A 25,611-nucleotide genomic window follows, 5' to 3' on the forward strand; every position below is an offset into this window, starting at 1 on the left:
GCTGCGGCACCGTGCGCAGCGGGTCCTCGTGATCGGGGCGTCCGGCGGCGTGGGGACCTTCGCCGTGCAGCTCGCGGCGCTCCGCGGGGCCGAGGTCTGGGCGACGTGCGGCGCGCGCAGCGCCCTGCTGCTGGAGCGCCTCGGAGCCGTGCGCACGCTCGACCACCGCACGTCTCCGCTCACGCACCTGCCCTCCTCCCGGTTTGACGCCGTCATCGACATCGCGGGAGGGGTGCCGATCCGTGAGCTCCAGCGCCTGGTCCGTCCGGGTGGCCGCGTGGTGCTCGTGACCGGCGACGGCGGACGGGTGCTCGGTCCGGTGCCGCGGATGATCCGCGCCGCCGTGCTCTCGCTCCGCGGACCCCGGGTGCTGTCCCTCGCGGCGACGTCGCGCCCCGAGGTCCTCACGAAGCTGCTCGAGCTCGTCGAGGAGGGGCATCTGGTTCCGGTGATCGAGTGCACGTACCCGTTCGACGAGGCCGTGTCCGCGCTCGCGCACGTCGAGGCCGGGCACACGGTCGGCAAGGTCGTGGTGACGCAGCGCGAGGGCTGAGGGCGACACGGGGCGGATGCTGGTGGCGCCCAGGGTCCGGTGGCACAATGGTCACCGGCGTGCCCGAGTCGCATCTTCCCCTCCGCCTCGTCCGAGCAGGGGGTCGAAGGACCGCCGGGCCCCTGGACAGCGTCCGCCGCGCCCGTTCACACGAGGAGCATCCATGTCGACGCCGGAGACCGCCGTCACCACCGCCCCCACGCGCACCGCGCACCGCCGCCACTACCTGATGTGCCGTCCCGAGCACTTCACGGTGAACTACTCCATCAATCCGTGGATGGAGCCGTCGCGGCCGACCGACACCGCCAACGCCGTCGCCCAGTGGCAGAAGCTCTATGACCTGTACGTCGAGCTCGGCCACGAGGTCGAGCTCATCGATCCGCTCCCCGGCTACCCGGACATGGTCTACACGGCCAATGGCGGCTTCCTCATCGATGGCCGCGCCTATGTGCCGGAGTTCCGGTTCGTTGAGCGCCAGGGCGAGGCTCCGGCCTTCGCCGACTGGTTCCGCGCCGCGGGCTACGACACGGTCATGCCGAAGGAGGTCAACGAGGGCGAGGGCGACTTCCTGCTCGTCGGCGACGTGATCCTCGCCGGCACGGGCTTCCGCTCCACCGGTGACAGCCACCGCGAGGTCGGCGAGGTCTTCGGCCGCGAGGTCGTGTCGCTGAACCTCACCGACCCCCGCTTCTACCACCTCGACACCGCGATCGCGGTGCTCGACCCCGTGCAGGGCGTGGAGAACGGAGGCCCCGAGCGGGCGAACATCGCCTACCTCCCCGGGGCCTTCGACGACGCCAGCCGTGCCGAGCTCGAGAAGCGCTTCCCTGACGCGATCCTCGTGTCGGACGAGGACGGCGCGGTGTTCGGCCTGAACTCCTCGAGCGACGGCTACAACGTCATCATCTCGCCGCGGGCGAAGGGCTTCGAGCAGCAGCTCCGGGAGCGCGGCTACAACCCGATCACCGTCGACCTGTCCGAGCTCCTCCTCGGCGGCGGCGGGATCAAGTGCTGCACGCTCGAGCTGCGGGGTGCGAAGTGACGATCGAGCAGGCGGCGGACGCGTCGACCCTTCGACCGGCTCAGGGACCCAGCGCGGTCGCGGAGCCGCACGTCGCGCACAACTACCACCCGCTGCCCGTGATGATCGCGCGCGGCGAGGGGGCGTGGGTCACCGATGTCGAGGGCAAGCGGTACCTCGACCTGCTCGCGGCCTACTCCGCGGTCAACTTCGGGCACCGGCACCCCGCGCTCGTCGCGGCGCTGACCGAGCAGCTCGGTCGGGTCACGCTCGTCAGCCGGGCGTTCCAGAGCGACACCCTGGAGCCGTTCGCCGCGGCGCTCGCCGAGCTCTGCGGCAAGGAGCTCGTCCTGCCGATGAACACGGGCGCCGAGGCCGTCGAGACCGGCATCAAGGTCGCCAGGGCCTGGGGCTATCGCGTGAAGGGCATCCCCGAGGGGAAGGCACGCATCGTCGTGGCGAAGGGCAACTTCCACGGTCGCACGACGACGATCGTGAGCTTCAGCGACGACGAGACCGCGCACGACGACTTCGGCCCGTACACGCCGGGCTTCGACCGTGTGCCGTTCGGCGACGCGGAGGCGATCGCCGCGGCCATCACGGAGGACACGGCGGGCGTGCTCGTGGAGCCGATCCAGGGCGAGGCCGGGGTCGTGATCCCGCCGGAGGGGTACCTCCGCCGCATCCGCGAGATCTGCGACGAGAAGAACGTGCTCTTCATCGCCGACGAGATCCAGGCCGGCCTCGGTCGGGTCGGCGAGACCTTCGCGTGCGACCGCGAGGGCGTCGTGCCCGACCTGTACCTGCTGGGCAAGGCGCTCGGCGGCGGCATCCTGCCGGTCTCGGCCGTGGTGGGGAACACGGATGTGCTCGGCGTGATCCGCCCCGGCGAGCACGGCTCCACGTTCGGCGGCAACCCGCTCGCGGCGGCCGTCGGCCTCCGCGTGGTGGAGATGCTGCAGACGGGCGAGTTCCAGGAGCGTGCGCGGGCGCTCGGTGCCCACCTCGAGCAGGCGCTGCAGCCGCTGATCGGCCACGGTGTCACGGGTGTGCGCATCGCCGGGCTGTGGGCGGGTGTCGACATCGATCCCGCCATCGGCACCGGGCGCGAGATCGCGGAGAAGCTGCTCGACCGCGGTGTGCTTGTGAAGGACACGCACGGGCAGACCATCCGCATCGCCCCGCCGCTCGTCATCCGGGCGACCGAGCTCGACTGGGCCGTCGAGCAGCTCAAGGTGGTACTCGACGCCTGACCCAGGCCGACCCACCCCCTTCTGCACGAGCCGCCCCCTTGCGAACGTTCGCAAGGGGGTGGCTCGTCTCGAAAGGGGTGGGTCAACGGATCAGGCGGGCGGGGAGTCGGGGTCGAGCGTGCGGAGGGTGTCCTCCTCGGCGGCGTTGTCGGCCGTCAGCTCGTCCTCGGTGTTCTCGTCGCCGCCCAGCGGAGCGGGGTGGCCGGGGCCGGAGCTGCCCTGGATGGCGCCGCCGGTCGACTCGCCGCGGGAGCTGTCGCCCTGGATCGCGCCGCCGGTGCCGTCGCCCTGACCGGAGTCCTCGTCAGGGACGTCGACGCCGGGAGCGCCTTCGGCCGGATCCTGCGGGTGCGGGGTGCTCATGTTCTCGTCCATGACCCGACGCTACGACCGTCGGCCCGAGATGAGGAAGGCGTTGACAAACGCCTTCGCAGCTCACTCACCGTCGCGGCGCGGGAGGCGGATGGGCGTGGTCGCCGCCGCCTTCTCCGTGTAGTCGACCGGCTCGACGGGCTGCACGACCCGCAGCGGCCGGGTCTCGTCGAGCGTCAGCCGGAAGCGGCTGCTCTCCTCACGGCGCAGCCTCCCCGACGTCAGCACCCAGGTCACGCCGATCGCGCACGCGATGAAACCGGCGGTCCCGCCGAGCATGATGGCGGCACGAGGACCGAACGCGTCGGCGACCCAGCCGGCGATCGGCGCGCCGACCGGAGTCGATCCCATGATGACCGCCATGTAGAGGGCGAGCACGCGGCCGCGCAGTGCCGGATCCGTCGTGATCTGTACGTAGCCGTTGGCCGTGGTCAGCAGCGTCACGATCATGAAGCCGGTGAACGTGAGCGTGACCGCGTAGGAGAGGTAGGTGGGCATCGCGGCCGAGACGAAGGCCGCGATCCCGAAGCCGCCCGCCGCGAGGATCACCACGCGGACCCTCGCCCGGTCCCGACGCGCAGCGAGGAGGGCGCCGATCAGGGACCCGATCGCGAGCACCGAGCTCAGCACCCCGTACCCGTCGGCGCCGGCTCCGAACTCCAGCGCCATGGTCGAGGCGAAGATCGGGAAGTTCATGCCGAACGCGCCGATGAGGAACACCGTCACGAACACGACCTTGAGGTCGCTGCGTGCCCAGACGTAGCGGAAACCCTCGGCGAGACCCCCGCTGCTGCGGTTCTTCGGCCGCGGCGCGAGCAGGTGCGTGCGCATGAGCAGCAGCGCGACGATCATGGCGAGGAACGTCGCGGCGTTGACGATGAACACCCAGCCGGAGCCGATCGCGACGATGAGCAGACCGCCGACTGCGGGGCCGATCATCCGGGCGAGGTTGAAGGAGGCGGAGTTGAGCGCCACGGCGTTGGACGTCTCCGTGGCGGACACCATGTCCGACACGAAGGCCTGTCGCGCGGGGGCGTCGAACGCGTTGACGATGCCGAATCCGAGGGCGAACGCGAACATCATCGGCAGGGTCATCACTCCGGCGAGCAGCAGCGAGCCCACGGCGATCGCGAGAGCGAGGAGCGCGGTCTGCGTGGTCAGGAGAATCTTCCGCCGGTCGAAGCGATCCGCGACCCAGCCGGTCAGGCTCACGAGAACCAGGGGAGGGCCGAACTGCAGCGCCATGGTGACGCCCATCGCGGTCGCGTCGTTGTCGGTGAGCTCGGTCAGCACGACCCAGTCCTGCGCGGTGGCCTGCATCCACCCGCCGACGTTCGACACGAGGGCTCCGGCGAACCAGATCCGGTAGTTGATGTTCGCGAAGGAACGGAACATGGCGCTCATCGCTCCACCACCCTCCGCATCAGGGCGCTCGCTTCTCGCAGCGTCGCCAGCTCCGCCTCGGTGTAGTCGACCTCGCGGAGCATGTCGGCCAGCAGCACGTCGCGGCGGCGGATGGTCTCGACGACGATCTCGACGCCGGCGGGGGTGATGTCCACCTGCACGCGGCGGCGGTCGTCCTCGTCGGGGGTGCGGGCGACATAGCCCTGCTCCTCCAGGCCGTTCACGATGCTCGTCATCGAGGGGGCGGTCACGCGCTCGCGCTCGGCGAGGGTGGAGATGGTGCGCCGGCCGTTCATGCGCAGCTCGGCGAGAACCGCGAGCTGGGTGTCGCTCATCATGTCGGCGGCACGGGCGCAGCGGAGCCGGCGGGCGAGCCGGAACGTGGCCATGCGGAGGTCTGTGGCGGTGAGGTTCAGGGAATCATCGGACGCAGACATACTTAGTTAGTCTATCTAATATTTCTGACCCGGGGGCGGCCAGAGGCGGGGCACCGGGCACAATGGAGGGGTGACCCGAACGATCGCTCTCGAAATCGCCGTCCAGGATCCCGCCGGAGTGCGCATCGCCGCCGAGGTCGGCGCCGCTCGCGTCGAGCTCGCCACAGCCCTCGCGCTGGGTGGGCTCACCCCGTCGCCGGCCACCCTGGAGCTCGCGCTCGAAGCCGCCGGGGCGAACGGCCCCGAGGTGCACGTCCTCATCCGTCCGCGCGCCGGCGGCTTCCACTACAGCGCCGACGAGCTCGCCGTCGCCGAACGCGACGTGCGGCACGCGGTCGCTGCGGGGGCCGCGGGAGTGGTGATCGGTGCTCTCGACGGCGACGGGCAGCTGGATCGCGACGCCATGGCCCGGCTGCGGGATGCGGCCGGGGGAGCTCCGGCGACCCTGCACCGCGCGATCGACGTGACCGCCGACCCGGTGGCGACCCTGCGGGCTGCGAGGGAGCTCGGGCTCCGGCGCGTGCTCACCTCCGGAGGGGCATCCGCCGCGATCGACGGCATCGACACCCTGCGCGCGCTGGTCGCCGCAGCCGAGGGGCAGATCGAGGTGATGGCCGGCAGCGGCGTCGACGTCGCGAGCGCTCCTGTGCTCGCCCGGGCCGGGGTGGACGCCCTCCACTTCTCCGCGAAGCGGGCCGTGACCGAGGACGGCGGCGTGCGCATGGGCTCCGCCTCCGACGGGGTCGGCGGCTACGAGGTGACGGATCGCGACATCGCCTTCGCCATCCGCGACGCCATCCGCGACGCCCTCGCGGAGACCGACCGGTAAGGCAGGATCATGACCGACACCCGCGAGTACACCGACAGCCACGGCATCGCCATCGTCTACGACGTCCACCCGGCGGAGGGGACGCCCCGCGGCGTCGTCCATCTCCTGCACGGGGTGGGCGAGCACGCGGGACGGTATCCGGCGCTGATCGCCGCGCTCACCGGAGCCGGGTTCACCGTCTACGCCGACGACCACCGCGGGCACGGGCGCACCGGCATGCGTCAGCACGGCGACCCCGCCCGGCTCGGACGGCTCGGCCCCGGAGGACTCCGGGCGGCCAAGGACGCGGTCTGGCAGCTGACCGGCATCATCCGCGACGAGAACCCCGACCTCCCGCTCGTGCTCCTCGGGCACTCCTGGGGGTCGTTCCTCGCGCAGATGCTGGTGAACGAGCACGCGGAGGCCTTCGATGCGGTCATCCTGTCCGGCTCGGCGCTGCGCACGCCCCGCTCCCTGAACCCGGCACCGCTGAACGCCGCGTGGGCCGCCGACGACGCGACGGGATACGAGTGGCTGAGCCGCGACCCCGCGGTGTGGAAGGCCTTCGAGGAGGACCCGCTCACGACGGGAGTGCCGCTGCTCAAGCTCTTCGGCCTCCTCGACGCGGCGCGGCTGTACGGGCGTCCGGCGAAGCACCTCGCGCGCGACATTCCGGTGCTGCTCCTCGTCGGCCGTGACGATCCGGTCGGCGGTCCGCGCAGCGTCCACAAGCTCGCCGACGCGTACCGCCGGCGCTCCGGGCTCACCGACGTCACGACCCTCGTCTACCCCGACGCCCGGCACGAGATCTTCCAGGAGCTCCAGCAGGACGAGGTGCGCGCCGACGTGCTCGCCTGGCTCGACGCCCACATCCCCGCCCGCTGACGCCCCGGCCCGTTCCGTCCCGTTCCGTCCCCGGTTCCGGTCCGGTCCCGTCCTGTTCCGTCTGGTTCCGATTCCGGTTCCGTCCGGTTCCGTCCGGGATCTCTTTCGTACCTTCCGCCGGTCCCGCGGGATCACTTTCGTACCTGGCACAGGCCCCAGCGGAGCGTTTTCGAACACGCAGGGTGAGTAAGTGCGGGGTGGCAGTCACTGTCGCACCGCGAACGGAGGGCGGCGCGGCGCCTCTTCGGGTCCGTTGCGCCACGGAACACCGCCGGGTGGCGGGATCAGAAACGGGCGCGAAACGGGGTGCCGAGGGGCGGTTTTGATCCCGTGGGACGGGTGCGGTGGGGGGGCGGCCGGGTGGCGGGATCAGAAACGGGCGGGGGAGGGGGTGTCGAGGGGCGGCTTTCATCCCGCACCGGATGGAGGGACGGGCCGAGGAGTGTGTGACGCGGGATGACGCGGGGTGAAGGCGTGTGACGGACGGGGCTCACGGGCGTCGGGGGCAGCCCTAGATTCGGGGCACATCCGCACGAGCGAGGGGAGGGCCCGCGGCGATGAGCTTCCTGACGGACTGGCACGAGTGGCATGCGGCGCGCGAGCGCTATGCGGGGTCGGAGTACGGGCCGTCCGCGCTGGAGTCGACGAACTGGCTGATCACCGAGCCCGCGGCGGTCGACGGCGTGCCCGGGCTCTGGGCCCTTACCGGCGACGGCGGCATCCGCGGCAGCGAACTGGGACCGTCGGGGTCGGTCGTCACCCTCCGCGGCACCCAGACCCTGCGCCTCGGGCGGCGAGAGCTGCGTGTGTTCGACCGCAACGGACTGCTGGCCCTCCGCGTCTGGAACCCCGCCCGTCCGCAGCGGGAGTGGTTCACCGCGATCGATGCCTACGCCCCCGACGAACGCTGGCGGATCCCGGCCACGTTCGAGCCCGCACCCGGTGAGCGGATCGTCGTCACGGCGGTCGACGGCGAGGAGCGAGAGACCGCGATCGCCGGACGCCTGCGGTTCGAGCTCGCCGGGGCCCCGCATGAGCTCACGGTCACCCGCAGCGGGAGCGGAGCGCTGAGTGCGGTCTTCGCCGACGGGACGAACGGGCTGGAGACGTACCGTTTCCGGTTCCTCCCCGTCGACGAACCCGCCGCCGACGGGTCCGCCGCGATCGACTTCAACCGGGCGTATCTGCCGCCCTGTGCCTTCTCCGACCAGTTCATCTGCCCGTTGCCCACACCCGGCAACCGCTACTCCACACCGATCAGGGCCGGGGAACGCGTGGTCGTGCTCGGCGGCTGACCACGGCGGCAGCGTGCGCCTTAAGCTGGATCCGTGCACGGAGAATACAAGGTTCCTGGGGGCAAGCTCGTCGTCGTCGACCTCGAGGTCGAGAACGACCGGATCGCGCGGTTCCGGCTTGCCGGGGACTTCTTCCTCGAACCGGACTCCGCGCTCGACGACATCAACGCCGCCGTCGAGGGCCTCCCCGCCGAGTCTGACGCCACGGCCATCGCCGCAGCCGTCCGCGGCGCCCTCCCCGAGGGGGCGCAGCTGCTCGGCTTCAGCCCCGAGGCCGTGGGCACCGCCGTGCGTCGCGCGCTGGTCACCGCGCCCGGGTGGCGCGACTTCGACTGGGAGATCGTCCACGAGAAGGCGGTCTCGCCGCGCATGAACCTCGCCCTCGACGAGGTGCTCACCTCCCGCGTCGGCGAGGGGCGTCGGCGTCCGACGCTGCGGATCTGGGAGTGGGACGAGTCGGCCGTCGTCATCGGGTCGTTCCAGTCGTACCGCAACGAGGTCGACCCGGAAGGCGCCGCGAAGCACGGCTTCGACGTCGTCCGCCGCATCTCCGGCGGCGGTGCGATGCTCATGGCTGCGGGACAGATCATCACCTACTCGCTGTACGTGCCGGCCTCGCTCGTGGCGGGCATGACCTTCGCCGACTCCTACGCGTTCCTCGACGACTGGGTGCTGCAGGCGCTCCGGTCGCTCGGCATCGACGCCGTCTACCAGCCGCTCAACGACATCGCGAGCCCGACCGGCAAGATCGGCGGCGCCGCGCAGAAGCGCCTCGCGAACGGGGGCGTGCTGCACCACGCCACCCTCTCCTACGACATCGACGGCCAGATGATGACCGAGGTGCTGCGCATCGGCCGCGAGAAGCTCAGCGACAAGGGCACGACCTCGGCGGCCAAGCGCGTCGACCCGCTGCGCAGCCAGACCGGACTAGAGCGCGCCGAGATCATCGAGCGCTTCAAGGACACGTTCCGGTCGCTCACCTCCGCCGAGGACGGCGGCATTACGCCGGACGAGTACGCCGATGCCCAGGCGCTGGTGGAGTCGAAGTTCTCGACCGACGCGTGGCTGCACCGGGTTCCGTGAGCCCTTCGACGGGCTCAGGGGCCCAGGGTGGTGGCTCAGGGGCCCGGGGCCCGGGGCGGGTGTCGGTGATCGAGGGGGACAACCTCACGGTCGCGGCGACCCTGCCGTCCGCATCCTTCACGCTGGTCTACCTCGACCCGCCGTTCAACACCGGAAGAGTGCGGGAGCGGCAGATGGTCACCGCCCGCCGCACGTTCACAACTCCGGAAGAATCGGCGGATCCGGACGGGGGCAGCCCCCAACCGGCCGAAACCGCGTCGGATCTCCTGAGTTCTGAACACGCGGTCGGCGGGCCGGAGGTGCGGCACGGCTTCCACGGGCACCGGTATGAGCGGGTGCGCGGCATGCTACGCGCGTACGACGACAGCTTCGACGACTACGGCGCCTTCCTCATGCCGCGGCTGGAGGAGGCCTGGCGGCTGCTCGCCGACGACGGCACCCTGTACCTGCACCTGGACTACCGCGAGGCGCACTACGCGAAGGTCATGCTCGACGCGGTGTTCGGCCGGGACTGCTTCCTCAACGAGCTCATCTGGGCGTACGACTACGGCGCGAAGTCCCGGCGGCGGTGGCCCACCAAGCACGACACGATCCTGGTGTACGTGAAGAACCCGCGGACGTACGTGTTCAACTCCGACGACGTCGACCGGGAGCCGTACATGGCACCGGGACTGGTGACCGCGGAGAAGGCCGCGCGCGGCAAGCTCCCGACGGACGTGTGGTGGCACACGATCGTCCCGACCACCGGACGCGAGAAGACGGGCTATCCGACGCAGAAGCCGGAGGGCGTCCTGCGGCGCATCGTGACGGCGTCGAGCCGGCCGGGTGACCGGGTGCTCGACCTCTTCGCGGGCAGCGGCACGACCGGAGCCGTGGCCTCCGCACTCGGCCGGGAGGCGGTCCTCGTGGACGACAACCCGGAGGCGGTGCGGGTCATGGCCGCGCGCATCCCGCACGCGGAGGTCCGCCAGGCCTGAGGGGGACGCGCTCGGCGGAGGTTGGTGTCAGATCCCGATCGAGACCTTCCGCAGGGTCGCGCTCACCGTCCAGACGGTGCGCATGCCGGTGGTGAGCCGCATCACGGACCCGGGGCCGAGCTCCACCGGAGGGAGCGCGGGCGCGGTGAACGTCACGGCCGCGCGCCCGGAGAGGACGACGAACACCTCGTCCTCCTCGACGTCCACCGCTGTGCCCGGCGTCATCTCCCAGACGCCGAGCTCGATCCCTCCGGCATCGTCGAGCACCGAGTATGCGGTGGTCGGCATGCCGTCCCGGACGTCCTCCTCGGGCAGCGGGGCGTGCGTCAGCGCGAGGCGTCCGGCGTCGACGACGGCCCCCGCAGCGAGGCCGATCACGAGTCGAAGCCCATGCCGAGCGCGTCGAGCGTCTTCAGGAACAGGTTCCGGCGCCCCTCGTTGTGATCCGCCCTGTCCATCGCGGCGCGGACGAGGTTGATGCCGACGGACGCGGCCGGCTCCGGCGGGAACGGGATCGGCTTCTCGCGCACCATCCGCAGCCGGGTGCGCTCGGTCTCCTCGCCGGCGAGCTTGTCGAGCATGACATCGGCCGCGAACCGGGCGGCGCCGACCCCGAGGCCGGTGAACCCCGTGGCGTAGGCGACCCGGCCGCCGCGGGCGGTGCCGAAAAACGCGCAGAACCGGCTCGACGAGTCGATCGCCCCGGCCCATCGGTGCGTGAAGCGGAGGCCGGCGAGCTGCGGGAAGGTGGTGAAGAAGTGCGAGGCCAGGCGCCGGTGGCTCTCCATCCGATCCTCGTAGGCGGGTCGCACCTTGCCGCCGAAGTGGTAGACCGCGTCATAGCCGCCGAACAGGATCCGGTCGTCGGCGGTGAGGCGGTAGTAGTGGAACTGGTTGGCGCTGTCGGCGAGCCCCTGGCGGTTCCGCCAGCCGATGGACGCGAGCTGCTCCGCCGACAGCGGCTCCGTCATCAGCACGTAGTCGTACACGGGCACCGTCATGAGGCGGTTGCGCTTCAGGAGCGAGGGGAACACGTTCGTCGCGAGCGCCACGGTATCGGCGGTCACCCGGCCGTACTCCGTGACGAGGGTCACCGGGCCGGAGTCCGCGCCCTCGATCCGCCGGACGAGGCTGTGCTCGTGGATCTCCACGCCGAGCTCGACGGCCACCCGCGCGAGCTCCAGGCCCAGCTTCGCGGGGTGCACGAGAGCGCTGCCCTCCCGGTCCCACGCGCCGGCGAGGAACGTGGGGGAGTGCACCTCCGCCTGCACCGCCTCCCGGTCGAGGAAGCCCTCCTCCTCGCGCAGCCACTCGACCTGATGCGGCTCCACCGCCACCGCGAGCTGGCCCGTCCGCTCGAACTCGGCATCCATGTCATACCGCCGCACGGTCTCGGCGATGCCGTCGAGGTTCTCGTGGCCCAGCTCCTCGAGGCGGTCGATCTCCTCGGGCCAGCGGTTCACGCCGTTCTCGTGGCCGTGCGTGAGGCTGGACTCGCAGAAGCCGCCGTTGCGCCCGGACGCCGCCCAGGCCACGCGGGACGCCTCCAGGAGGACCACCTTCCGCTCCGGATCCCGCTCCTTCGCGCGCACGGCCGTCCAGAGTCCGGTGTAGCCGCCGCCGACGACCACGAGGTCCGTGTGCACGGTGCCGCGCAGCGGCGGATGCGCGGGACGCTCGACGTCGTCGAGCCAGAAGACCGACAGGGCCGTGTCGCGCAGGGCGTCGTCGATGACGGACTGCGGAGGACGCCGGCGTTCGAAGACCGTGGTGCCCATGTTCACTCCGATGCGAGGGGAGCGCGTCAGCGCGTTCCCCAGTTGTAGAGGTCTTTGTAGAGGCCGGCGTAGAGCAGGCTCTCCGTCTGGATGATGCCGGGGATGGTACGGATGCGGGTGGCGATGAGGTCGAGCAGATGATCGTCGTCCTCGCACACCGCCTCGACGAGGATGTCGAACGTCCCGAGGGTGACCACGACGTACGCGAGCTCGGGGATCGCCGTGAGCTCCTCCGCGATCGCGCGGGGGTCGCCCGACACCCGGATCCCGATCATCGACATGCGGTGGAAGCCCAGCTGCAGCGGGTCGGTCACCGCGACGATCTGGATCAGCCCCGATTCGGTCAGCCGCTGCACACGCTGGCGGGCCGCGGCCTCGCTGAGCCCCACCTCGCGGGCGATCTCCGCATAGGGACGCCGCCCGTCCTCCTGCAGCAGCTCGACGATGCGCTTCGAGATATCGTCGAGGGCGGGGGGAGGCGTCTTCGGACTCATGTACCGATCGTGACATTCCGATGGGTCCTGCGCAACTGAATCCGTCGATCTCTGGCCGAAAAGCTACAGATTCCGCGTTCGCATGGCTACCATGGCGCTATGTCCTCACCGTCGACGATGACCGTGCCCCTGCAGAATTTCATCGGCGGCCGCGCCGTCACGGCAGCCGGGAGCGGCCGCCTGCCCCTCATCGATCCGGTGACGGAGGAAGCCTACGGCGAGATCCCGATCTCCGACCGTACCGACGTGGATGCCGCGTACGCCGCGGCCGCGGCGGCGTTCCCGATCTGGCGGGACACCCCGCCGTCCGCGCGCCAGCTCGCCCTGTTCCGCATCGCCGAGGACATGGCGGCGCGGGCCGAGGAGTTCGCCGACCTCGAGTCGAAGGACACCGGCAAACCGCGCGCCACGCTCGTCGCCGACGAGATCCTGCAGTCGGTGGACCAGCTGCGGTTCTTCGCCGGCGCCGCACGGAGCCTCGAGGGTCGAGCCGCCGCGGAGTACCTCCCCGGGCACACCTCCTTCGTGCGACGGGAGCCGATCGGCGTGATCGGACAGGTGACGCCGTGGAACTACCCCCTGAACATGGCGGTGTGGAAGATCGCTCCCGCGCTCGCGGCCGGGAACACCGTCGTGCTGAAGCCGGCGGAGTCCACGCCGCTCACCACGCTGCTGCTCGCGGAGATCGTCGCCGCGCACACCCCCGCCGGCACCCTCAACATCGTGCTCGGCGATCGCGAGACCGGAGCGGCCCTCGTCGAGCATCCGACGCCGCAGATGGTGGCCATCACCGGCTCGGTGCGGGCGGGCATGGCCGTGGCCCGCTCCGCGGCCGACGACGTCAAGCGCGTGCACCTGGAGCTCGGCGGCAAGGCGCCCGCGATCGTGTTCCCCGACGCGTCGATCGAGAAAGCGGTCGAGGGCATCGTCACCGGGGCCTTCTTCAACGCGGGTCAGGACTGCACCGCGGCGACCCGGGTGCTCGTGCACGCGTCGGTGCACGACGAGCTCGTCGCCGCACTGGTGGAGCGGACCCGGACGCACGCGCGGACCGGGGCGCCGGACGAAGAGGGCGTGCTGTACGGGCCACTGAGCAGCGCGGCCCAGCTCGCGCAGGTGCAGGGCTTCGTCGACCGGCTTCCCGCGCATGCGACGGTCGCGACCGGCGGGGCGCGGCAGGGCGACCGTGGCTACTTCTGGGAGGCGACCGTCGTGACCGGCGTGCAGCAGGACGACGAGGTCGTGCAGGGGGAGATCTTCGGACCCGTGCTGACCGTGCAGCCCTTCGACACCGAGGAGGAGGCGCTCGCGATGGCGAACGACGTGCCGTACGCGCTCGCCGCGTCGGTGTGGACGCGGGATCATGCCCGCGCCATGCGCTTCTCCCGTGACCTCGACTTCGGGTGCGTGTGGATCAACACCCACATCCCGTTCGTGTCGGACATGCCGCACGGCGGGTTCAAGCATTCCGGATACGGGAAGGACCTGTCGCAGTACGGCTTCGACGACTACACCCGGATCAAGCACGTGATGAGCGCGCTGGACTGACGGCGGGACGGCTCAGCGCGGGGCGAGGTGCTTGACGCGGCGGTGCTCGCGGAGCGTGAACTGCGGGCGCTGGTCGATCTTCGTGGCCCCGTCGAGCTCCCACCCGTGCCGGGCGTAGAAGCCGTCGGCCCGGTCGTTACCGTCGAGCACCCAGAGGTAGGCGCGGGTGTGGCGGGCGTCGATCATGCGCTGCTCGGCCGCGTCGAGGAGGGCATGCCCCGCCCCCGTCGACCACGCGGTGGGATCGGCGTAGATGCCGTACAGCTCCGCATCGTCCAGGCCGTCGGGGTCGCGGCCGGAGCCGAACGACGCCCAGCCGACGACCGTGCCGCCGCGCTCGGCCACCAGGGTCCCGAGGCTCGTGGGGAGGGGGTCGGCGAAGATGCGGCGCCACCCCTCGGCGCGCTCCGAGACGGATAATCCGTCCAGCACCTCCTGGTCGATGAGGCCCTCGTAGGCCGCCTGCCACGAGCGCACATGCACGCCGGCCACGGCCTCGGCATCGTCGGCGACGGCGTCTCGGATCACCAGGGGCGTCATCCCTCCACCCTATGCGGGCCCGCCGACGTCCTTCCGTCCCTTCCTCCTTCGGACACTCGTCCCTCCCGGTACTCCGTCACCCGCACGACCCGGGTACGTCAGTGGGACCGAAACCCGGGTTCTGTCGTGCAACCGTGCCCGGGTCGTGCAGGTGTCACGGGTCCCGGGAGAGGACGGGTCGACGGGTGCGACGCGATGTGGCAGGCTGGCGGGCACCGACTCCGCACGAGAATCGACCCCCCAGAGGTTCCGCCGCATGTCACGACCCCTTGCAGGACCGCAGACCCTGCTCCGCACGCTCAATGGCCGCGCGATCCTCGAGCGTCTCGCCCGGAGCGGACCGCAGACCCGGGCCGAGCTCATGGCGGCGACCGGCCTCTCCCGCACGGCCGTGACCCAGGTGCTGCGGATGCTCGACGCCGCGGGAGCCGTCACCGCGGCCGGGGTCGACCGCGACACCCGCGGACCGGCGGCCGGCCGTGTCGCGCTGCATCCGGCCCTCGGCTTCGCGGCCGCCGTGCACGTGGACCATCACGCCGCCCACGTCGTCCTCGTCGATGCCACCGGCACCGTCAGGGCCGAACGGCACGGTGCCTTCCCCGCGGGCGAAGACCGCGTCGCGCACATCGCCGCCCTCGTCGCGGCCTGCCGCCGATCCGTGAAGGGCGCGCTCCACCTCGCCGTCGTCGGAGTGCCCGGCATCGTGGCCGCCGACGGCGCGATCCGCGACGACCAGGGACCGGACGGCGGCGCCTTCCGCGCGGCTCTCGCGGCCGCGCTCGACTGCCCGGTCCGCGTCGAGAACGACGTCAACCTCGCCGCGCTCGCCGAGTCGACCAGCGGCGTCGGCATCGACCTCGCGAGCTTCGCGCTCCTGCTGCTCGACGACGACCTCGGCGCCGGCATCGTGATCGACGGGACGCTGCATCGCGGGTTCTCCGGCGTGGCGGGCGAGGTGATGTACCTCCCGCAGACGCCGGTGCCCATCGGCGCCCCGGTCGCGGGCGCCACGGTGGTGCGCGACCTCGCCCTCGGCCTCGGACTGGATGTCGACGCGCCGTTCCTCGCCCACCTGGAGGCGGCGCGGCACGGCGACGAGGCGGCGCAGGCCCTCGTCGCCGAGATCGGACGGCGGCTCTTCCTCGCGGCGGGCAGCGTCGCCCTCGTGCTCGATCCCGAGGCCTTCATCCTCGGCGGGGAGGCGGTGCACCCGGCGCTCCTGGACGCGATCGAGCGGGTCGCGGACGAGTTCTCCGCGCAGCTGCCGCTCCGCTTCCTCGCCTCGGCGTTCGGGCCGGAGGCGCCGCTCGTCGGAGCCGTGGGCGAGGCGGCCTCCGCACTCCGTGCCGACGTCTTCACCCGGATCCTCACCCCCTCCCGCGCAGCCGCCACCGGCCGCTGACCGCCCGCCCGACAGGACACGCCATGACCGCCTCCTCCGCCCTCGCCGACCGACTCGGGCTGCCGTCCGGTGCCAGGGCGGTCATCCTCAACGCCGACGACTTCGGGATGTGCCATGCCGCGAACGCCGCGATCTCCGGACTCCTCGTGCGCGGCCGGATCGACTCGGCGACGGTGATGGTGCCCTGCGCGTGGTCCCCGGAAGCGCTCGTCTTCGCGGCGTCGCGCCCTGACCTCGACGTGGGCGTGCACCTCGTGCTCACGAGCGAGTGGCGCCGCTACCGGTGGCGCCCGCTCACCGGGGCCTCGACCCTGGTCGACGCCGATGGCTTCTTCCCCGCCGGCGTCGCGACCGTGGAGCAGCACGCCTCCGAAGCAGACGTCGCGGCCGAGATCGCCGCGCAGCTGCAGACCGCGCTCGATGCCGGCGTCGACGTGACCCACCTCGACAACCACATGGGCTCCGTCTACGGGCTGCTGACCGGCCGTGACTTCCTGCGCGCCGTCTTCGAGCTGGCCGCCCGGCATGGCCTCCCCTTCCGCCTGCCCCGCGAGATGGAGGGGGCGGACGCCGATCCGATGCTGCAGGCGAAGCTCACCGAGGCGGCGGCGGTGGCCGCTGCGTTCGGCGTGGAGATCGTCGACCGGCTGTGGACGCACCCGTTCGAGCTGCGCGGCGAGGGCACCGCCGCCGAGGAGTCGTACGAGCAGGTCCGAGACGGCTTCCTCGCGGTGCTGCGCGCCGTCCCGCCCGGGGTCACCGAGATCTACCTGCACCCGATGGTCGACGGCGAAGAGCTGCGCGCCGCGGTGGACTTCGCGGCGGCCAAACGCGGCTACGAGCTGCGGCTGCTCGACGACCCGCTCGTGCAGCAGACGATCGCCGAGGAGGGCCTGGTCCGCGTCGGCTGGCGCGCGCTGCGGGAGCTGCAGCGCGGAGACGCCCGGTGACGGCGCTCGGCGAACGGCTGCGCGACCGCCGTCTCGACGCCGCCCCCACCCGCTCCCAGACCATCGCCTTCGGGGCCTCCGGGTTCCCGACGCAGCTGATGACGCAGACGTTCTCGGCGTTCGTCGTGTACTTCTACGTCTCGCACCTCGCCGTCCCCGCGGGGTGGGTGGCGGCGGCGATGATCGCGCACGGCATCCTCAACGCGGCGCTCAACCCGGTCGTCGGGGCGCTCTCCGATCGGATCCGCACGCCGTGGGGCCGCCGCATCCCGTGGATCGGACTCGGCATCGTGCCGCTCGTCGTGGCCTTCGCCCTCGTCTGGATGCCGCCCGCGCTCCCGGCGGCCGGGCTCATCGTGTGGTTCCTCGTGGTCGTCGCGGTCTACGACATCGCCTTCGTCGTGGTGGTGCTGAACATCTCCGCGCTGTTCCCGGAGATCTTCCGGACCACGGAGGAGCGCGCCCGCGGGAACGTGCCGCGGCAGATCTTCGCGATCCTCGGCATGGTGCTCGGCACGGCCGGAGCCCCAGCGCTCTACGACGCGATCGGCTGGCCGGGGATGGCGCTCGTGCTGTCCGGTGTCTGTCTCGTGCTGCTCGCCTGGTCGTTCCTCGGCGGGATGATCGAGCGCCGGGTGCCGGAGGCCGCCTCCGAGGCGATGCGCTGGCGGGACCAGCTCGTCTACACGTTCCGCAACCGCGCCTTCGTGCCGTACGTGCTGGGCTCGCTCTGCGTGCAGACCTCGATCGCCGTGATCCTCGCCGCCGTGCCGTTCTACGTCCGCTACTCGTTGGGGGCGGCCGAGGGCGAGGGCAGCCTCCTGCTCGGCGCCATCTTCGTCACGGCCATCCCGTCGATCGTGCTGTGGAGCGCGGTGGTCCGGCGCACCTCCCCGCGCACGGCGCTGCTGTGGAGCGTCGGGGTGTTCGGGGTGGCGGTGCTCGGCTACCTCATCCCGACCTCCGTGGGGGCGGCGGCTCTCGTCGGCATCGCGGTCGGGGTCGGCGTCGGCGGGCTGCTGCAGCTCCTTGAAGTCGTGCTCGCCCAGATCATCGACGACGATGCGCACCGCACGGGCCACCGCCGCGAGGGCGCCTACTTCGGCGTGAACGGCTTCGTCGTCCGCGGCTCCGTCGTCCTCCAGGCGATCGTCGCCGCGGCCGTGCTGACCGCGACCGGCTTCGACGCCGAGCTCGGCGACGCGCAGCCGGAGGCCGTCGACGGCGGCATCCGGCTCATGCTGGCGGTCATCCCCCTGGCGTTCACCGCCGTCGGGTGGCTGTGCTTCTGGCTCTACCCACTGCGCACGCGCGACGTCTGAGGTCAGCCGGCGGCGCGGCGGGCCTCCCAGCCCGTGCGCACCATCTCGTCGACCGTGTAGCGCATGGTCCAGTCGAGGTCGCGGGCCGCGAGCTCACCGGTCGCCACGATCCGATCCGGGTCGCCGGGGCGGCGCGGGCCGATCTCCGGGGTGAAGTCGATGCCGGTGACGCGGGCGACCGCATCCATGATCTGCTTCACGCTGAGGCCGTCGCCGGAGCCGAGGTTGTACGCGGGCTCGATCGGAGCGCCCGAGGCCAGGCGCTGCGCTGCGGCGACGTGGGCGGCGGCGATGTCGCCGACATGCACGTAGTCGCGGACGTTCGTGCCGTCGGGGGTGTCGTAGTCGTCGCCGAAGATCTTGGGAGTGCGGCCCTCGATCAGCGCCTCGAAGACGATGGGGAAGAGGTTGTGCGGGCTGACGTCGTAGACCGTCGGGTCGGCCGAGCCGACCACGTTGAAGTACCGCAGCGAGGTGTGGCGCAGCGGGCGGTCGGAGTCGGCGGTGGCGATCGCCTGATCGCGGAGCAGCCATTCGCCGATGAGCTTCGACTCGCCGTAGGGGCTCGCGGGCCGCTTGGCGGTGTCCTCGACGACGAGCGACACGTCCGGTGTGCCGAACACGGCCGCCGAAGACGAGAAGACGATGTTCGCGACACCCGCCGCCGCCATCGCCTCGAGGATGATCCGCGTTCCCTCGACGTTCTGGGCGTAGGTGTGCAGCGGGCGCTGGACCGAGACGCCGGCGTACTTGTAGCCCGCGACGTGGATCACGCCCTCCGCCTCGTGGGTGCGCAGCGTCTCCTCGACGAGCGCGCGGTCGAGGATGCTGCCCTGCACGAACGGCACGCCCTCCGGCACGAACGAGGCCACGCCGCTGGAGAGGTCGTCCAGCACGACGGGGGAGAGGCCGGCCTCCGCGAGAGCGCGGACGACGTGGGCACCGATGTAGCCGGCGCCGCCGGTGACGATCCAGGACATGCGTTCCTCTCCTGCCGCGGCGGTGGCGGCTCGACCCTTCATTGTGTCAGGCGTCGCGGCGCGGACCTGCGGACGGGCTGACCTCGAACAGGTGCGGGGCGACGAAGCCCTCCGCGGTGAAGCGCCCCCGCACGGCGTCGGCGAGGTGGGGCACGGCGTCGCGGTCGACGAGGGCGATCGCGGCGCCGCCGAAGCCGCCGCCGGTCATGCGCGCGCCCACGGCCCCCGAGGTGAGGGCGGTCTCCACGGCGGCGTCGAGCTCGGGCGTGGAGATCTCGAAGTCGTCGCGCATCGACGCGTGGGACGCGACGAGGAGGTCACCGATGCCGCGTGCGCCCGCGGTGCGCAGCGTCGCGACGGTGTCCTGCACGCGCTGGTTCTCCGTGACGATGTGGCGCACGCGGCGGAAGGTCACGTCGTCCATCAGGCTCTCGGCGCGGGCGAGGTCGGCCACGGCGACGTCGCGCAGCGCGGGCACCCCGAGGATCGCGGCCCCGCGTTCGCATGCGGCGCGGCGTTCCCGGTAGCCGCCGGTGGAGTGCGCGTGCGTGACGCGGGTGTCCATCACGAGCACCGCGAGGCCGGCGTCGGCCATGCCCAGCGGCACGATGTCGGCGGTGAGAGAGCGGCAGTCGAGGAAGATCGCGGCGTCGGGCTCCCCGAGCATCGAGGCCATCTGGTCCATGATCCCGGTGGGCGCGCCGACGGCCTCGTTCTCGGCCGTCCGTCCGATCTGGGCGAGGGCGATGGCGTCGAGGCCGGTGCCCCAGAGCTCGTCCAGCGCGGTCGCGGTCGCGCCCTCGATCGCAGCGGACGACGAGAGCCCGGCCCCGACCGGGACGTTGGAGGCGATCGTGATGTCCAGGCCGGAGACAGCGGTCGCGGGGGCGGCCGCACGAAGGGCCCAGGCGACGCCGAGCGGGTACGCGGCCCACTCCGGCACCGCGGGTGCCGCCCCGGCCGGGGTGGGGAAGAGACGGTCGAGGTCGTCGAGGGCGATCTCGACCGGCTCGTCCGCGAAGGTCGAGGCGACGCGGAGCCGACCGTCGGTGCGACGCCCCACGGCGGCGACCGTCCGCTGCGGGATGGCGAACGGGAGCACGAAGCCGTCGTTGTAGTCGGTGTGCTCGCCGATGAGGTTCACGCGGCCCGGGGCGGACCAGACGCCGTCCGGTCCGTGTCCGGTGAGGGCGGTGAAGAGGTCGACGGCGGCGTCGTGTGCGGAGGTCATGCGGAGGCTTCCTGGTCGGCGCGGGCAAGGGCCTCGCGGAGTCGGGCGGCCCCCTGCTCAGGCGCGACCTCGGCGGCCCAGGCCCACATCGCGGCCTCGGAGCCCGCGAGGAACTTGAGCTTGTCGGCGGCGCGCCGCGGGCTGGTGAGCTGCAGGTGCAGGCGCACGGTGTCGCGGCCGACGTGGACGGGGGCCTGGTGCCAGGCGGCGATGTACGGGGTGGGGCTGTCGTAGAGGGCGTCGACGCCGCGGAGGAGGCGGAGGTAGAGCGGGGCGAGTTCGTCGCGCTCCTCCGCCGTCGTCTCGGCCAGGTCGGGCACGTGCCGATGCGGCATGAGGTGCACCTCGAGCGGCCATCGCGCCGCGAAGGGCACGAACGCCGTCCAGTGCTCGCCGCGGAACACCACCCGCTCGGACGCCTGCTCCTCGGCGAGGATGCGGGCGAAGAGGTCGGGCGCGGTGCGGTCGACCGCGTCCAGCACCCGGGCGGTGCGCGGGGTCACGTAGGGGTAGGCGTAGATCTGGCCGTGCGGGTGGGGGAGGGTGACACCGATCGCCTCGCCCCGGTTCTCGAACGGGAAGACCTGCTGGATGCCGGGGAGGGCGGACAGGGCTGCCGTGCGATCGGCCCAGGCCTCGATCACGGTGCGCGCGCGGGTCACGGTCTGGGTGCCGAAGGAGCCGGAGTGCTCGGGGCTGAAGCACACGACCTCGCAGCGGCCGACGGCGGTGCGGGTGCGCCCGAGTCCGAGGGCGTCGAGGTCGTCGAGGCCGCGCGGGGGGTTCGTCGCCCCGGGGGCGGTGCCGACCGGCTCGGCGAGGGCGGGACCGAACGCGGGGGAGCGGTTCTCGAACACGGCCACGTCGTACCGGGACGGCACCTCGGACGGATTCCCCGGCGTCTGCGGCGCGAGCGGGTCGGCGTCGGCTCCCGGCATCATGACGCGGTTCTGGCGGTTGGCGGCGACGGTGATCCAGTCGCCCGTGAGCACGTCGAGCCGCATGGTCGCGGTGTCCGGTCGAGGAGCCAGCGTCCGGGCGTCGACCGACCGCTCCGCAGCCAGGGTCGTGTCGGGGTCGTCGTAGTAGATGAGGTCACGGCCGTCGGCGAGGGTGGTCGGGCGCTTGACGACACCGGCGCCGAGACGCTCCGTGCGCAACTCAGGAGATTCGGGCGTGTTCACGTCAACATGGTAGGTCGGGCCGCGTGCTAACGTCAACATGACGGAGTTGTGAACGGAGGATCCCGTGGCCCGGAAGCTGTCGGCGGCGGTGTCCGCCCGTGTGTCCATGGCGACTGTGGCGGCGCGAGCCGGTGTCTCCGGGCAGACGGTCTCCCGCGTCGTCAACGGCAGCCCCCGCGTCGACCCGCAGACCCGGGCCCGGGTCGAAGCCGCCATGGCCGAGCTCGGCTACCGACCGCATCGGGCGGCGCGTGCCCTGCGCACCGGGCGCAGCCACACCCTCGGCCTCGTCGTGACCACCCTGGCCACGGTCGGCAACTCCCGGATGCTGCAGGCCACGGCCGAGGCGGCGGCGGTCCGTGGATACGCGCTCACCGTCGTCACGGCCGCGGACGGCGTGGAGGCCGCGTTCGCCCGGCTCGCCGATCAGGGCGTGGACGGGGCTCTCGTGCTGAACGAGGCCTCCGCGCTCGTCCCCGCCGCGACCCTGCCACCGGGGCTGCAGCTCGTCGTGGTCGATGCTCCGGGAGGCGGCGGAGCGACCGTGGTGCACAGCGATCATGCCGCAGGGGCGAAGGCCGCCACGCGCCACCTCCTGACCCTCGGACACGACGTCGTCCACCACCTCGCGGGACCGGCCGACTCGTTCGCCGCCGCCGAGCGCGAGCGGGGCTGGCGTGCGGCCCTGGTAAACGACGGTCTCACGCCTCCGGCGGTCGTGCGCGGGGACTGGAGCGCGGAGTCCGGCTTCGCCGCGGGCGCGGCCCTGGGTGCGGCGACCGCGGTCTTCTGCGCCAACGACCAGATGGCGCTCGGGCTGCTGCGGGCGGTGGCGGAGTCCGGGCGCGCGGTTCCGGCGGACGTCAGCGTGGTCGGCTTCGACGACATCCCGGAGGCGGCGAACTTCCTCCCGCCACTCACGACCGTCCGGCAGGATTTCGCGGCGCTCGCGCAGCGGGCGGTCACCGCACTCATCGCGGCTGTGGAGGGCGACGGGACGGCGACCGATCCCGCCGTACCCGTGGTGGTGCCGACCCGGCTCGTGGAGCGGGCGAGCACGGCACGCCGCTGACGACGCTCATCCCCGCGGCAGGAACTCCTCGGGACGAAAGGTCGTCGTGTCGCCGTCCGGCCAGGACACCGTCCCGTCGCCCTGCCGCAGATCGAGCCGGGGTGCCCCGGGACAACGCCCGAGCAGCACGCCGACGGCGATCCAGGTGTCGGGCCGCACCGCCGCCGAGAGCCACGGGGTGGCGGTCTCCGGACCGAGCGGGGTCACGTCCCGCTCCCGCCGGACGCCTGCGGTCGCGCCGTCGAGTCCGAGGAGCCCGACGACCCGGCTGTGCGTCTCCCCGCCGGGGGTGAGGGCGGCGGTGACGGCCGCGGGGCCGGTCTCGACGACGGTGGCGGCGGACAGCGCCCACCCGCCGATGCGGAGGACGTCGTCGTCGTGGATCGCTCCGTCCGGCCCTGCGCCCGCCCGCACCCGCACGAGCCGCACCTCCCACGGTCCGCGTACCACCGACACCACATCGACCACGGGGCCGATCGTCGTCTCGGCGGCCGTGCCGCCCCCGCCGACGTCGAACTCCGCACGGAAGCCGTCGTGCCAGTGCACGGGTCCGGAGGAGCCGCCGAGCACCGTGTCGTCCGTCTCCCGCAGCCGCCCCGTCAGGAAGCCCGAGCGGTGGCTCGCACGGCCCCCGCGCACCACGGCGACCGTGCCGTCCAGCCCGTCTCGCACGCCGGGCCCCGCGAGCACCGGGGCGGTCGCCGTGGAGTATCCGAGCTTCGCGTACAGCGGGGCGTCCGGCTCGTGCGACCCCGGCTTCCGATGGTCGGTGCCGTGGTTGACCACCCGCACGATGCCGTCCGCGGAGCCCGTCGCCAGCCACCCTGGGGCGAGGAGGACGCGGGTGAACGGCCCCCGCTCGATCGACAGGGGCTGTTCGACGGCGGTCCAGAACGGATGCGCGGCGGGGAGGGCGAGCGGCAGGAGCCCTTTCGCCGCCCAGTACGGGGAGCCGGGGCCGGAGTAGTCCTGGGCGAGCGGGCGCCAGGCGCTGTGCCAGCCCAGCGGAAGCACTCCGCCCGCATCCGGTGCGCCACGGTCGGTGAAGTGCCGGACCTGGCCGCTCACCGCCCGGCGCAGGAGACCGGGGTCGTGCCGCGAGGTACCGGAGAACGCCGCGACCCCGGCCGCGGCGGCCGTCGCGAAGCGGTAGGTGAGGCTGCGGCCCTGGAGGAGCGGCCCGCCGTCGGCGCCGACGAGATGCAATGCGTCGTCGAGGAAGGCGTCGAGCCGGGCGCGATAGCGGACGACCCGGTCCGTGTGCCGCGGCTCCCCGCCGACCATGTCCGCCCAGAGCAGCGGGTAGAACGACAGCGCCCAGCCGGCGTAGTGGTCGAACGACCGGGCGGCGCCGTCGGCGCTCCACCCGCCCTCGCGTTCGAAGCCGTCGAGGAGCGCGAGGTCGGTCGCGCGATCCGTGGCGGAGCAAGGCCCGCCGACGCTCTTCAGGAACTGCTCGACGAGCACCCGGAACCAGGCCCAGTTGTTCGGCGGGTAGCTGCCGCCGACGAACGTCGCGAGGTAGTCCACGGTGTGGGTCCGGGCCGTGTCGTCGAGGCGCGCCCACACGGTGTCGCGCGTGAGGTGCAGGCCCAGGGCGAGTGCCGCGGCCTCGACCTTCGCCTGGTCGACCTCGTCGGGGCGCGGCCACCGTTCGGCACCATCGGGGTCGACGCCCGCAGCGAGGCCCCGGGCGTACCGGTCGGCCAGCGACTCTGTGCCGAGCGGGTCGCCGGCGATGCGGAACGCGGCCAACAGGAACGTGCGGCTGAATCCCTCGAGCGCATCGACCGCGGAGCCGAAGCCACCGGGGGAGCCGGGGTAGCGGATGCCCGCGCCCGCCGGGCTCGCATGTCGGGCGGCCCCGTCGAGGATCGCATCGGCGACCGTCGTCAGGTGCGCGCGCGTCCATCCCGTATGCGGGGAGAGCGCGCGGTCCTCCGGAGGCAGCGCGAGGGGCGTCATGCGCTGTGCGCGAGGTCGGCGCGGTGCACGGGGTGTCGAGGCGGACGGCCGGTCACCCACGCGTCCAGCTCGTCGAGGGCGGCGTCGGCCAGCCGGTGCGCCTCGGTGCCGAGCGAGCCGGCGAGGTGCGGGGTGACCGCGACGTTCGGCAGGTGCAGCAGCGGGTGGTCGGGTGGAAGCGGCTCCGGGTCGGTGACGTCGAGGATCGCGTCGAGGCGACCGGAGGCGCACTCCGCGAGCAGCGCGTCGTGATCGAGGAGGGCGCCGCGCGCGGTGTTGAGCACGGTGGCGCCGTCGCGCAGGGCCGCGAGCTGCGCGCGGCCGATCATCCGGCGCGTCGCGGGCAGCGCCGGTGCATGCAGGGAGAGCAGGTCGACGGCGGGGAGCAGGGCCTGCAGCGGGACGAGCCGGGCGCCGGCCGCGGCCACCTCCTCGGGGTCCGCGTACGGGTCGGCGACGAGCACCTGCAATCCGGGGAAGGGGCGCAGCAGGTCGACGACGCGGCGCCCGATGCGGGAGAACCCGACGATGCCCACCGTGCGGTCGAGGTTGCCGATACGGCCCCCGACGCGGGGGCCGACGCGCAGGTCGTGCTGTGCGTCGGCCGTACGGAGCGGGAGGAGGGCGCGCTTGCCGGAGAGCAGGATCATCGCGAGTGTGTACTCGGCGACGGGAGCCGCGTTGGCCTCGGCGGCCGAGGTGAGCAGGATGTCGCGCTCCCAGAACGCGTCGGACACGAGGCCGCGCACGCTTCCCGCCGCGTGGAAGACGGCGCGCAGCCGGGGCAGACGGTCGAGCAGCTCCGCGTCCAGGACCGGAGCGCCCCAGCCCGTCACCAGCACCTCCGCACGGAGGAGGTCGTCCCGGGGCGCGGTGTCGAGGGCGGGCGTGTGCAGCGCATCGGCGGGCGCGGCGAGGGTCTGCAGGCGGGCGCGTCGAGCGTCGTCGAACACGAGGTTCCACGCCTCCGTCGAGAGGGCGGCGAGGACGGCTGGTCGGGGGGTCATGAGTCTCCGCAGTTCTGGGTATGCGCTTGCCGGGGCGTGGGGTTCCAGTG

At 72.5% G+C, this 25,611-nt stretch carries 25 protein-coding genes; 13 read left to right on the top strand and 12 right to left on the bottom strand.

All coding sequences use genetic code 11. The features are described 5' to 3' along the window. The 3 genes from DW296_RS05330 to rocD all read left to right on the top strand — a co-directional run. A partial coding sequence (locus DW296_RS05330; RefSeq protein WP_168428989.1) for a zinc-binding dehydrogenase occupies window positions 1-553 on the top strand: 553 nt, incomplete at its 5' end. Window positions 554-716: 163 nt separating this feature from the next. Further along, the gene (gene ddaH, locus DW296_RS05335) at window positions 717-1,595 is read left to right on the top strand and encodes a dimethylargininase (protein ID WP_060922634.1); all 879 of its coding nucleotides are present in this window, start codon (window positions 717-719) and stop codon (window positions 1,593-1,595) included. A gap of 2 nt (window positions 1,596-1,597) precedes the next feature. Beyond that, window positions 1,598-2,827, top strand: coding sequence for an ornithine--oxo-acid transaminase (rocD, locus tag DW296_RS05340; RefSeq protein WP_136051421.1), 1,230 nt, complete (start codon window positions 1,598-1,600; stop codon window positions 2,825-2,827). 90 nt (window positions 2,828-2,917) lie between these two features. Here the strand turns inward: rocD and DW296_RS05345 are convergent, their stop codons facing one another. From DW296_RS05345 to DW296_RS05355, 3 genes are read right to left on the bottom strand one after another with little or no spacing between them, the layout of a single operon-like run. After that, window positions 2,918-3,202 (bottom strand): hypothetical protein, encoded by a 285-nt coding sequence (locus DW296_RS05345; protein ID WP_136051396.1) that lies wholly within the window; start codon window positions 3,200-3,202, stop codon window positions 2,918-2,920. Between the two features lie 60 nt (window positions 3,203-3,262). Next, window positions 3,263-4,594: an MFS transporter gene (locus DW296_RS05350; RefSeq protein WP_136051422.1), complete on the bottom strand. Its 1,332-nt coding sequence runs from the start codon at window positions 4,592-4,594 to the stop codon at window positions 3,263-3,265. Window positions 4,595-4,599: 5 nt separating this feature from the next. Next, window positions 4,600-5,040, bottom strand: a complete 441-nt coding sequence (locus DW296_RS05355) for a MarR family winged helix-turn-helix transcriptional regulator (RefSeq protein ID WP_136051397.1) — start codon at window positions 5,038-5,040, stop codon at window positions 4,600-4,602. 70 nt (window positions 5,041-5,110) lie between these two features. Here DW296_RS05355 and DW296_RS05360 point away from each other — a divergent pair, with 70 nt between their 5' ends. The 5 genes from DW296_RS05360 (at window position 5,111) to DW296_RS05380 (ending at window position 10,088) form a co-directional block, all read left to right on the top strand. Further along, a complete protein-coding gene (locus DW296_RS05360; RefSeq protein WP_136051398.1) occupies window positions 5,111-5,869 on the top strand; it encodes a copper homeostasis protein CutC in 759 nt (252 codons plus the stop codon). A 9-nt stretch (window positions 5,870-5,878) separates the two neighbouring features. Beyond that, on the top strand, window positions 5,879-6,733 hold the full coding sequence (locus DW296_RS05365; protein WP_136051399.1) for an alpha/beta fold hydrolase: 855 nt from the start codon (window positions 5,879-5,881) through the stop codon (window positions 6,731-6,733). Between the two features lie 557 nt (window positions 6,734-7,290). After that, the gene (locus DW296_RS05370) at window positions 7,291-8,028 is read left to right on the top strand and encodes a DUF1684 domain-containing protein (protein WP_136051400.1); all 738 of its coding nucleotides are present in this window, start codon (window positions 7,291-7,293) and stop codon (window positions 8,026-8,028) included. Between the two features lie 33 nt (window positions 8,029-8,061). Next, window positions 8,062-9,111 carry a lipoate--protein ligase family protein gene (locus DW296_RS05375; RefSeq protein ID WP_025105437.1) on the top strand — a complete coding sequence of 350 codons (1,050 nt, stop codon included), beginning with the start codon at window positions 8,062-8,064 and terminating at the stop codon, window positions 9,109-9,111. Then, entirely contained in the window at window positions 9,108-10,088 is a 981-nt protein-coding gene (locus DW296_RS05380; protein ID WP_446724125.1) for a DNA-methyltransferase, read from the top strand. Before DW296_RS05375 ends, DW296_RS05380 begins: the two co-directional genes overlap by 4 nt. A 27-nt stretch (window positions 10,089-10,115) precedes the next feature. Here the strand turns inward: DW296_RS05380 and DW296_RS05385 are convergent, their stop codons facing one another. Genes DW296_RS05385 through DW296_RS05395 form a run of 3 tightly spaced genes read right to left on the bottom strand, consistent with a single transcriptional unit; the run spans window position 10,116 to window position 12,360 of the window. Next, window positions 10,116-10,466, bottom strand: coding sequence for a cupin domain-containing protein (locus DW296_RS05385; protein ID WP_205807851.1), 351 nt, complete (start codon window positions 10,464-10,466; stop codon window positions 10,116-10,118). Further along, on the bottom strand, window positions 10,463-11,866 hold the full coding sequence (locus DW296_RS05390) for an NAD(P)/FAD-dependent oxidoreductase (protein ID WP_136051402.1): 1,404 nt from the start codon (window positions 11,864-11,866) through the stop codon (window positions 10,463-10,465). The genes DW296_RS05385 and DW296_RS05390 overlap by 4 nt, the downstream gene beginning before the upstream one ends. A gap of 26 nt (window positions 11,867-11,892) precedes the next feature. Continuing rightward, window positions 11,893-12,360, bottom strand: coding sequence for an Lrp/AsnC family transcriptional regulator (locus DW296_RS05395; protein ID WP_025105441.1), 468 nt, complete (start codon window positions 12,358-12,360; stop codon window positions 11,893-11,895). 99 nt (window positions 12,361-12,459) lie between these two features. Between DW296_RS05395 and DW296_RS05400 the strand changes: the two genes are divergently transcribed. Next, complete coding sequence (locus DW296_RS05400) at window positions 12,460-13,908, top strand: gamma-aminobutyraldehyde dehydrogenase (RefSeq protein ID WP_240742996.1); 1,449 nt, start codon at window positions 12,460-12,462, stop codon at window positions 13,906-13,908. 12 nt (window positions 13,909-13,920) lie between these two features. Here the strand turns inward: DW296_RS05400 and DW296_RS05405 are convergent, their stop codons facing one another. Then, window positions 13,921-14,448: a GNAT family N-acetyltransferase gene (locus DW296_RS05405; protein ID WP_136051403.1), complete on the bottom strand. Its 528-nt coding sequence runs from the start codon at window positions 14,446-14,448 to the stop codon at window positions 13,921-13,923. Between the two features lie 256 nt (window positions 14,449-14,704). Here DW296_RS05405 and DW296_RS05410 point away from each other — a divergent pair, with 256 nt between their 5' ends. The 3 genes from DW296_RS05410 to DW296_RS05420 are packed head-to-tail and all read left to right on the top strand — an operon-like array spanning window position 14,705 to window position 18,122. Further along, entirely contained in the window at window positions 14,705-15,850 is a 1,146-nt protein-coding gene (locus tag DW296_RS05410; protein WP_136051404.1) for an ROK family protein, read from the top strand. Between the two features lie 23 nt (window positions 15,851-15,873). Beyond that, window positions 15,874-16,800: a polysaccharide deacetylase family protein gene (locus DW296_RS05415; protein WP_136051405.1), complete on the top strand. Its 927-nt coding sequence runs from the start codon at window positions 15,874-15,876 to the stop codon at window positions 16,798-16,800. Then, window positions 16,797-18,122 (top strand): MFS transporter, encoded by a 1,326-nt coding sequence (locus DW296_RS05420; RefSeq protein ID WP_136051406.1) that lies wholly within the window; start codon window positions 16,797-16,799, stop codon window positions 18,120-18,122. The genes DW296_RS05415 and DW296_RS05420 overlap by 4 nt, the downstream gene beginning before the upstream one ends. A gap of 2 nt (window positions 18,123-18,124) precedes the next feature. On the opposite strand, the gene galE is transcribed toward DW296_RS05420, so the two are convergent. The 3 genes from galE to galT are packed head-to-tail and all read right to left on the bottom strand — an operon-like array spanning window position 18,125 to window position 21,517. Then, window positions 18,125-19,102, bottom strand: a complete 978-nt coding sequence (galE, locus tag DW296_RS05425; protein ID WP_136051407.1) for a UDP-glucose 4-epimerase GalE — start codon at window positions 19,100-19,102, stop codon at window positions 18,125-18,127. 46 nt (window positions 19,103-19,148) lie between these two features. Beyond that, complete coding sequence (gene galK, locus DW296_RS05430) at window positions 19,149-20,333, bottom strand: galactokinase (protein ID WP_136051408.1); 1,185 nt, start codon at window positions 20,331-20,333, stop codon at window positions 19,149-19,151. Next, window positions 20,330-21,517 (bottom strand): galactose-1-phosphate uridylyltransferase, encoded by a 1,188-nt coding sequence (galT, locus tag DW296_RS05435; protein WP_240742997.1) that lies wholly within the window; start codon window positions 21,515-21,517, stop codon window positions 20,330-20,332. Before galT ends, galK begins: the two co-directional genes overlap by 4 nt. Before the next feature lie 106 nt (window positions 21,518-21,623). Between galT and DW296_RS05440 the strand changes: the two genes are divergently transcribed. Next, window positions 21,624-22,589: a LacI family DNA-binding transcriptional regulator gene (locus tag DW296_RS05440; protein ID WP_136051425.1), complete on the top strand. Its 966-nt coding sequence runs from the start codon at window positions 21,624-21,626 to the stop codon at window positions 22,587-22,589. A 6-nt stretch (window positions 22,590-22,595) separates the two neighbouring features. Here DW296_RS05440 and DW296_RS05445 read toward each other — a convergent pair whose 3' ends face one another. Together DW296_RS05445 and DW296_RS05450 are read right to left on the bottom strand one after the other, a co-directional pair. Next, entirely contained in the window at window positions 22,596-24,554 is a 1,959-nt protein-coding gene (locus tag DW296_RS05445; RefSeq protein WP_136051410.1) for a DUF2264 domain-containing protein, read from the bottom strand. Further along, window positions 24,551-25,561, bottom strand: coding sequence for a hydroxyacid dehydrogenase (locus DW296_RS05450; RefSeq protein WP_136051411.1), 1,011 nt, complete (start codon window positions 25,559-25,561; stop codon window positions 24,551-24,553). Before DW296_RS05450 ends, DW296_RS05445 begins: the two co-directional genes overlap by 4 nt. Window positions 25,562-25,611 lie beyond the last annotated feature (50 nt).

It is taken from the genome of Microbacterium sp. K36, assembly GCF_004794355.1.
Taxonomy (GTDB): Bacteria; Actinomycetota; Actinomycetes; order Actinomycetales; family Microbacteriaceae; genus Microbacterium; species Microbacterium paraoxydans_D.